Origin of the sequence: Streptococcus mitis, assembly GCF_047465045.1 — a bacterium.
GTDB classification, from domain to species: Bacteria; Bacillota; Bacilli; order Lactobacillales; family Streptococcaceae; genus Streptococcus; species Streptococcus mitis_DT.
This window is the reverse complement of the sequence record NZ_JASHAR010000030.1, coordinates 1-9,677: the sequence shown is the minus strand read 5'-3', so window position 1 is coordinate 9,677 and position 9,677 is coordinate 1. Positions and strand designations below refer to the sequence as shown.

5 protein-coding genes are annotated in these 9,677 nt (G+C 37.5%); all 5 read right to left on the bottom strand.

Features of this window, described 5'->3' with window-relative positions; translation table 11 throughout:
• Positions 1–157: 157 nt before the first annotated feature.
• Positions 158–2,137, bottom strand: coding sequence for a peptide ABC transporter substrate-binding protein (locus QM409_RS10450; RefSeq protein ID WP_084930228.1), 1,980 nt, complete (start codon positions 2,135–2,137; stop codon positions 158–160).
• Between the two features lie 200 nt (positions 2,138–2,337).
• On the bottom strand, positions 2,338–3,441 hold the full coding sequence (gene glf / locus QM409_RS10445; protein WP_414305696.1) for a UDP-galactopyranose mutase: 1,104 nt from the start codon (positions 3,439–3,441) through the stop codon (positions 2,338–2,340).
• Between the two features lie 206 nt (positions 3,442–3,647).
• Positions 3,648–5,048, bottom strand: a complete 1,401-nt coding sequence (locus QM409_RS10440; protein WP_414305698.1) for an LCP family protein — start codon at positions 5,046–5,048, stop codon at positions 3,648–3,650.
• Positions 5,049–5,284: 236 nt separating this feature from the next.
• Positions 5,285–7,243: a peptide ABC transporter substrate-binding protein gene (locus QM409_RS10435; RefSeq protein ID WP_414305697.1), complete on the bottom strand. Its 1,959-nt coding sequence runs from the start codon at positions 7,241–7,243 to the stop codon at positions 5,285–5,287.
• Positions 7,244–7,448: 205 nt separating this feature from the next.
• The gene (locus QM409_RS10430) at positions 7,449–9,416 is read right to left on the bottom strand and encodes a peptide ABC transporter substrate-binding protein (RefSeq protein WP_261050616.1); all 1,968 of its coding nucleotides are present in this window, start codon (positions 9,414–9,416) and stop codon (positions 7,449–7,451) included.
• Positions 9,417–9,677: the final 261 nt, after the last annotated feature.

Sequence of the window (9,677 nt, the reverse complement as noted above, 5' to 3'; positions counted from 1 at the left end):
TTGATACTTATGGCCAATAAACTCCTCAAATACAATAAGAGAACGACTCAAAATTAAAAAGCTAGAGTTCCGCTATTGGAAATCTCTAGCTTTTTTGTGGCTGTGAACTATTTTGTCTCAGGTTCTTTATCACTCTGTTTCTATAGATGATTAAAATCTATTTCACATGTTTTGCGAGCTCTTCTTGCGCTTTTTTATTGGATTCTTCTTTTTCTTTCATCCATTTATCTTGAGCTTTTTGATATTCATCTGCTGTGACTGCCTTGTCTTGAAGTTCAAGGTATTTGTACAAGAGTGGCTCACTTGTACCTTTATTTCCTGACAATGCAAATGGTATTGTAAATGGTACCATCTTAGACAAGATTGGACGCCCTGTACGAGATGTAGTTGGAATAATCAAAGCACTATCTGTCAACCAAGCTTGAGCTGCAGCGTATTTATCATATCGTTTAGCAACATCTATAGACTCATCACCAGCTTCAGTAACCAATTTCTCGTAGTCATATAGACCTACTTTTTTAGCAGCTACATTATCTTTCCCTGAGTCAAATCCTAAATATGTTTTAGTACTTTCTCCTACAGATGGTTTGATGATATCAAGGTAAGTTGATGGATCGGCAAAGTCTGGACCCCAACCGACATTATCTGATAAATCCCAGTCTTCGCCAGCAGCATTTTCAGCAAAATATGTAATATTGTTTACTTCATCTTTTTGTAGTTGTTGAATATCAATAATGACATTATCAGTTCCTAAAGTCGCTTCCAAGGATTGTTTCATAGATTGCACGCGCTGAACTTTTGTAGTTGCTGTTTGGTCAACAGGCATATCTAGGTGAATTGGGAATTGGACTCCTTCTGCTTGTAAGGCTGATTTAGCTTTAGCAAATTCAGCCTTGGCTTTCTCTGGATTGTAAAGGCCATCCTGAGAATCTGCAAGATTAACATCCTTCCATTCATCCCCATAAGTGATCAATTTCTCTTTGACCATATCGCCAAAATTTTTACCATCTGCTTGAACAAATGTTGGTGGAACAAAGAGATTACGTAAGATTTTGCTTGCTCCAGTTTCTCCATTCAACTGAGAGGCATAGGCTGTACGGTCAAAACCAAAGGCAATAGCCTGACGGAAATCCTTGTTTAAAAGAGCCTTTTTCGTAGATGTTTTTTGTTCTTCGCTGGTCTTAGATGTGTATTTATAAGATTGGCGGTCAATATTTGTTCCCACTAGATACGTAACAGAGTCTTGTTGAGTATAGACAATATTGTCTTTCAGCTCTTTTTCAAGTTCTGCAAAACTTGCACTTGTTGGATAGAGACGAGCTGCTGTAAGGCTACCATCTTTAAAGTTTTCTGCTGGTTTGCTAGTATCTTGACCATCCCAGAATGACAATTTGATCTTGTCAATATGCACATTATCCTTATCCCAGTAGTTCGGATTTTTCGCAAATTCAACAGAGGATTTGGTCACAATGGATTTCAACAAATAAGGACCATTGTACAAGATACTACTTGGATCCGTAGCTTTGGCAAAATCATCCCCTTTTGAGTTCAAAAACTCTTCATTAACTGGCGCAAGCACACCCATGGTTGTTTTTGAGTTCCAAAAACTTTCAGGTTTGTTCAACGTGTATTGGACTGTTTGATCATCAAGGGCTTTAATCCCGACTTGAGAAAAATCTTTAATTTCCCCTTTAGCATAAGCATCCAGACCTTTGATTGAATCTTGTACCAAGTAAAGGGCTTCTGCTTTCTTATCTGTTGCATATTTAAGACCTGTCACAAAGTCTTGAGCCTTAACAGGAGCATACTCTTCTCCCTCAGATGTATACCACTTGGCATCCTGACGAATCTTATAAGTATAAGTCAAGCCATCCTTAGAAACTGACCAGTCCTCTGCCATTGAGGGAATAAGGTTCCCGTATTTATCATTTTCAAGCAATCCATCAATCACATTACTAGTAATGTCGGCAGTTGCTGCCTTACCAGTTGTCAAATAGTTGAGATTATCTGGATGTGTCTCGTATGTAAATGCAAAGGTCTGCTCACCTTTAGTAGCAGAACCACCCGAGCAAGCCGCTAAGACACCTGCTGCTAATAAAGTTACTCCCGCAAAAGCCAATACTTTCCTTGTTTTCATAGTCTTCTCCTTTGTTTTTTTATTCATTATAGCCCCTTTTTTGAGTCCTGTCAATACAATTTTCTGAATTTTTGAAAATTATTTTTTAAACAATAACTTCGCAAAAATATGAATAATATCAAAAACCCCTCAACTACATTACGTAGTCAAGGAATTATTGATCATATTTGTAAATAGCAACTGATAACAGTTCTAGGTGTTTAATCTAACTCATTTCTTGCACACTGTAAAGCTGCTCCAATTACTTGGTGCATATCGTAATAACGATAGTGTCCTAAACGACCACCAAAGATAACATTCCCTTGCTCATCAGCCAATTTTTTATATGATTTATACAAATGATTATTACGATCATTATTTACTGGATAATAAGGCTCATCACCTTTTTCCCATGTTTTAGAATGTTCTTTAGTAATGATAGTCTTTGCTTGATTCCCAAACTCAAAATGTTTGTGTTCAATAATGCGAGTATATGGAGTTTCTGAATCCGTATAGTTCACAACTGCATTTCCTTGGTAATTCTCCATATCCAAGGTCTCATTTTCAAAACGAAGACTACGATACTCTAGTTCACCCAACTTATAGTCAAAGAATTCATCAATCATACCAGTAAAGACAATTTTAGGGAAGTTCTTCATATATTGTTCTTTATTGGCAAAGAAATCAACATTTGTTTCTACATCAATGTTTTCATGATCCAACATTTTTTCAACTATTTGAGTGTAACCACCAATTGGAATCCCTTGATAGGTATCATTAAAATAGTTGTTATCGTAGGTCAGGCGTACTGGCAAACGGCGAATGATAAAGGCTGGAAGTTCTGTAGTTGGCTTGCCCCACTGTTTCTCTGTATAGTCTTTGATTAATTTTTCGTAGATGTCTGTACCTACAAGAGAAATAGCCTGTTCTTCCAAATTTTCAGGAGTTTTGCCATTTAAAACAGCACGTTGCTCATCAATCTTAGCCTGTGCTTCTGCTGGCGTCACAACTCCCCAAAGTTTATTGAAGGTATTCATATTAAAAGGAAGATTATAAATCTCTCCCTTATAATTTGCAACTGGAGAGTTTGTGTAACGGTTAAACTCTGCAAACTGATTTACATAATCCCAAATCTCCTTATCAGAAGTATGGAAGATATGAGCTCCATATTGATGAACTTGAATTCCTTCCTCTTCACGAGTATAGATATTACCCGCGATATGATTTCGTTTTTCAATGACTTTTACTTTTTTTCCTTTTAGGGCTGCTTCATGGGCAAAGACTGCACCAAAAAGACCAGCACCAACGACAAGATAATCGTACATAACTCCCTCCTTTTATTTTTAACAAACTGTTGTAGCAATTGTACAAGATGGATAACTTTAATCGATGTTACAATTGCATGTTTTACATCTCAAGTCCGTACTTCTTGTCCATAAGCTTCTGTCAAAAGGACCTTGCTTTCTTGCTTAGATTTTAAAACATCATCCACACCAAATACGATATACGAATGAATATCAATCATTGTGTCTTATTTTCCTTCCATCACATCATTGATTGCAGCCTTGACTGACTCTAAACTGCTATCACTTATCTCCATCATGTAAAGGTTGCTATCAGGCATGGCATAGGATGGCAAATCCATACGCCCTGTTCCTTTAAGATCTTGCGAATTAATCTTATAAGTTCCACCACTCTCAAGTTGGGCATTGGCCAGGTTCATCATGGTTTCAAGTGGCATATTGGTTTGCACGGAATCTTGTAGACCCTTTATAATACTGTCATAATTTTTCAAAGCTTCTGTCGAAGTTAACTTTTGCAGAATTGCAACAATGACTTTTTGCTGGTTACGACCACGATCTCGGTCTCCATCTGCCAATGAATAACGCTCACGTACAAAGCTAAGAGCTTGCTCCGAGTCAAGATGAACATTCCCTACAGGATAGAACTTCCCATTTGTATGAGCAGTAAATTCTTGATCATTATGAACATCAACTCCACCGAGAAGATCTATTAATTTCAAGAAAGAAGTGAAATTCAAACGAGCGTAATAGTTCAAGTCAATACCGTAGAGATTTTCCAGGGTATGAATGGAAGCATCTACTCCATAAATCCCCGCATGGGTCAACTTATCTTTTTGGTTGTTACCACCATCTGCAATTGGAACATAGGAATCACGAGGTGTTGTGGTCAAGAGAATCTTTTTAGTTTCGCGATTCACTGTCATAATGATATTGACATCCGAACGAGAAACTGAACTAATTGGACCGTAAGTATCAATTCCGCTGATATAAACATTGAAACTGTCACCTTTGACATCCTTTGGAGTTTCAACCTTCTTAGTCAATTCTTTGGTATAGATTTTCTTAATCTTTGAAGCATAGTCTGGATATTCGGATTCGATAATGTTTTCAAAGACACTGTTTAGAAGGATTGCCTTTGTATCTCCAGCTAACAAGCTCTTATAGGCCGCAAGATAAGAACTGCTTTCTTCGACTGTCAATTCCTTGTTTTGACTAGCCTTCAGGTCATTCAGCAACTGTTGGATATTTTCCTTATCTGTCCCCGTCGGCCCCATTACACTGGTTACTTGACTGATATTCTCAATTGGATTATCTGCTAACACCGCAATACTCATCGAATAATTTGAGTAGTTCGATGTCGCATTTAAGCGACTGGTAAAGCCAACGAACTGACTTACAGCAAAGAGGGAAGTCCCATTAATCAAAATACCAAGTAGTAATAAAATCAGCGTTAGATTCTTAGCTTTCTTGGACCGAATTAAAAAGAAGCACAAGATGGCTAAGGCTACAATTAAGACGGTAACTACTATATTCAGATATCGGAAGGCTAGCATATTGTACTTGAAAATCAAAAACAATAAAAAGACTGCTAGTACTGCATAGATAGCTAGCAACCCCCAACTAATCATAATCTTTGTTTTACCCTGACGAGCTCGCTTCGAAGATTTACTCACGATATACCTCTATTATCAATTTTTATTTCATTTTATTATATCATAAAAAACTACACTTGTGGCCTACATCCGCTTAAGTAAGGCGTTCTCATCTTCTTTCCGAAACATTCTTTTTGACTTGCAACCAATTACATCAATAAATTTACTATATAAACATAAAAACGAGGTCCCTTACGGAAACTCGCTCATCATTATTTAACATGATTTTCTGCTTCTTTTTGAGCTTTTTCGATTGCTTTTTTGCTTTCTTGCTCCCATTTAGTCTTCGCTTCTTCAAACTGCTTAGTCGTCACAGTATCTTTTTGCAGTTTCATGTACTTGTAGTTATTGCCATCACCCTTGATGCCGACCAATGAATACCCTCTTGTAAATGGTGTTACTCTGGTCACAGATGCTGTTCCACCACTTGACATAGCTGACATAATCAGAGAATTATCAATCATCCAAGCCTGTGCTTCAGCATATTTTTCATAGCGTTTGGCTACATCTTTATTTTCACTATCTGCATCTTTGAGCATCTTGGTGTAAGTATCAAGACCCAGACTAGCAATTTTAGCTTTATCTTCCTGAGCATCTAGACCAAAAATCTTGAGGTAGAACCCATCCTCTGCATTGAAAGGATTGAGATAGGTTGATGGATCTTGGTAGTCACCTACCCAGCCATCAAAGTTCAAATCGTAGTCTCGATCAGCTGGTGTTGGTGCTAAGAAGGCTACGTTATTAAAATCATCTGTTGAAAGTTGCTGAACATCAATGACAATGTTATCAGCACCTAAAACTGACTCAAGGGTCTGCTTAACTGAGTTCATGCCTGTCACAGCATTTTTACTTGTTTGATCAACAGCTACATCCAAGTGAATAGGGAAAGTCACACCTTGACTTGCCAATTCTTTTTTAGCTTCCGCAAATTTTGCTTGGGCTTTTTCTTTGTTAAAATAGGCATCCTGAGCATCTGCCAAGTTAATACCTGACCATTCTGTGCCATAGTTGACCAATTTAGAAGCGACTACTTCTCCAAAAGTCTTGTCTCCAACTTGGACAAATGTAGGAGGTACTAGGGTGTTACGAAGGGTCTTGCTAGCCGCTTCTTCCCCATTTGACTGAGCAGAATAGGCTGTGCGGTCCAAGGCAAAGTTCACCGCTTGGCGGAAGTTCTTGTTCAAAACAGCTGTCTCAGTTGACTTCTTCTGCTCATCTGTTGTTTTAGCAGTGTGATTGTAGGCCTTACGGTTGACGTTAAAATTGAAATACCAAGAAGTCTTGTCCTGCAAGCTATAGACGATATTATCCTTATATTTCTCCTTGGTCTTAGCAAAGTTAGAACTATTTGGATAAACACCTGCGATTGAATAAGCTCCACTTTCAAAGTTACGGATGGTCAATTCTTGGTCTGAACCATCAAAATAGGCCAATTTTACGTGTTCAATCGATACTTTGTCATGATCATAATAATGCGGATTTTTCACATACTCGATCGATGATTTTGATGTGAAATCTTTTAACAAATAAGGTCCGCTGTAGAGAATGCTATCTGGAGATAGGGTACCAAAATCTTTCCCTTTTGAGTTTAGAAACTCTTCATTCACTGGGAAAAGAATACTGTTGGTTGTTTTTGAGTTCCAGTAAGGTTCTGGGCGCGCCAAAGTATACTCAACAGTATGGTCATCAATGGCTTTCACTCCAACCTTAGAAAAGTCAGAATCCGCTCCTGTAATATAATCATTCAAGCCCTTGATTGAGTTTTGAATCAAGTCAATGGCCTGGGATTTATTATCCACTGCGTATTTGATACCTGTCACAAAATCTTGTGCCTTGACTGGGGCATACTCTTCACCGTCAGCCGTAAACCATTTGGCATCTTTTCTCAGTTTATAGGTATAAGTCAGACCGTCGCTTGAAACAGACCAGTCCTCTGCCAAAGATGGAACTAGGTTTCCGTGGTTGTCATTTTCAAGCAAACCATCAACTAGGTTAGTAATAATAGCTGTATTATCAGCGTAGTAGTCTAATAAGTAGTTAAATGTAGTTGGGTTTCCACTAAAGGTTGATGAGTAAGTTTTTGTATCTGAACCTGATTGTCCGCAAGCAGTTAACAGCAAGGCAGCTGCAACAGTCAGACCTGCACTAAGGATACGCTTTTTTGTAGTCATCTTCTTTCTCCTTTATGTTAGTTTTTATAACATAGATTTATTTTACCAAAATAGTGGAAATTTGTAAAGTTAATTGAATTTTAAGAATGAAAGTTTATAAATTTTAGTCATAAAAAAAACAAAGGATTCCTGTCTTTCATACAGTCCTCCCTTGTTTTTATGTGATTTATTGATTAAAAAGCCATTTGTAGAAATGAGCCTAGACTCATTTTACGTGTTTTTCTAAATCCTTTTGATACTGAGCATTAGATTCGAGTTTTTCCTTTTGCCACTTTTTAAGAGCTGCCTCATACTCGTTAGTTGTCACGATATCATTTTGAAGTTGCATACCTTTGAAAATAAATGGATCCCCCTTAATTCCGACCTGTGAATAAGCTTTGGTGAATGGCACAGTACGACTAACCATAGGAGAGCCACCTGAAGAAGCAACTGGAATAAGAAGTGAACTATCAGTAACCCAAGCCTGTGCTTTAGCATACTTTTCGTATCGTTTATCAAGATTACTTGTCTCAGATGCAGCATCATCCAAAAGCTTCTTGTATTCATCCAATCCAACTTTCGCCATGACTTCAGGATCCTTGCCCTTTGTTATACCTAGATGCTTCAAAGCAGAACCCTTCTTAGCATCTAAAATATTGAGATAGGTTGCTGGATCTTGATAATCTGGTCCCCAACCAGTTCCGTTCAAATCATAATCTTTTTGGGTTGGAACTTTAGCTTGAGAAGTAATACTTTCCTTCTCATTATCCGTCATTTGAAGAACATCTATAATTACATTCTCAGTTCCCAATGTTTCTTCAATCGATTGTTTTAATGAATTTGTCTGTTGAACTGCAACTACATCTGTCTGTTCTACTGGTACATCCAAATGAATCGGGAAACTTACTCCCTTAGATTGCAATTCTGTTTTCGCTTTTTCAAATGTAGACTTGGCCTTTGTTGGATTGTAAATTGTATCTTTGCCATCTGTGAGAGTCACATCTTTCCATTGCTCTCCATATTTCAGCAGTTCATCCTGAGCCAGCTGCCCGAAAGTCTTCCCAGCTACTTGAACATAGTTATCTGGCACTAGACTATTACGAATAATCTTATCCGCACCTTCTTCGCCATTTAATTGAGCTGTATAGGCGTGGCGATTAAATGCAAAATTAAGAGCCTGACGGAAGTTCTTATTGAGAAGAGCTTCTTTTGTTGATGTTTTTTGTGACTCATCTGTTTTAGCAGTTTTATTATAGGACTGACGATTTACGTTAACGGTGAGATAATAACTTGTTGCCTCTTGTGGACTATATACAATCTTATCACCATATTCCTTTTTAGTTGATTCAAAGTTTGAGCTTGTTGGAAAAAGACGTGCAGTTGTATAGGCACCTTGTGTAAAGCTACGAATTAAGGATTCTTGGTCTGAACCATCATAGAATGTCAATTTAACATTATCAATTTTGACATTGTCCTTATCCCAATAGTTAGGATTTTTTTCATATTCAATCACAGATTTAGAAATCAAAGATTTCAAAAAATATGGGCCATTGTAAAGAATACTTGATGGAGTTGGCGCTCCGTAATCCTTGCCTGTTGCATTCAAAAATTCTTCATTTACAGGAAGCATGGTTGCTGTGGTTACTTTAGAGTTCCAAAAACTTTCCGGTTTATTAAGGGTATATTCTACCGTATAATCATCAAGAGCCTTCACACCTACAGTTGAGAAGTCATTTGTCTCACCACTAACATAAGCCTCCAATCCTTTGATGGATTTCTCAACCAAAGAAAGACCATCGGATTTTCCGTCTGCTGCATGCTTTAATCCGGTGACAAAATCCTGAGCCTTAACTTCCGCATACTCTTCTCCTTCTGAAGTATACCACTTCACACCTTTACGTAGTTTGTAAGTATAAGTCAAGCCATCTTTAGAAACTGACCAATCCTCTGCTAGAGAAGGAATCAGATTCCCATATTTATCATTCTCTAAAAGACCGTCGACGACGTTACCTATTACGTCAGAAGTTGAACTTTTACTTGTAACGCTATAATCCAAGGATGATGGATCAACAGCATAAACATAAGAAAATGTTTTGGGAGCGTCTGCATTCTTTTCACTTTTCCCACAAGCTGTTAAAAGAATGGCTGTACTCAAGGTCACTCCTGCTCCTAAGAGCCACTTTTTCGATTGCATAAATAATCTCCTTCAAAATAGTATTTTCACTATTATACCCTATTTTTTTACAAATGCAAGAGCTTTTGACAGATTTTTTAGAAAATTCTAACAAATATTTTTAAAAGAGTTTTTTACAAAATATTTAGTAACAAGAGTCTGGGACAATAGTCCCTTATTTCCAAAAAAACAACGGATTTGCCGTTGCTTTTTTGCATGGTTGCGATAGTCTTGGTAAAATAGAGTTGCACAATAAACCATTTAGAAAGGCTATCCCATGCA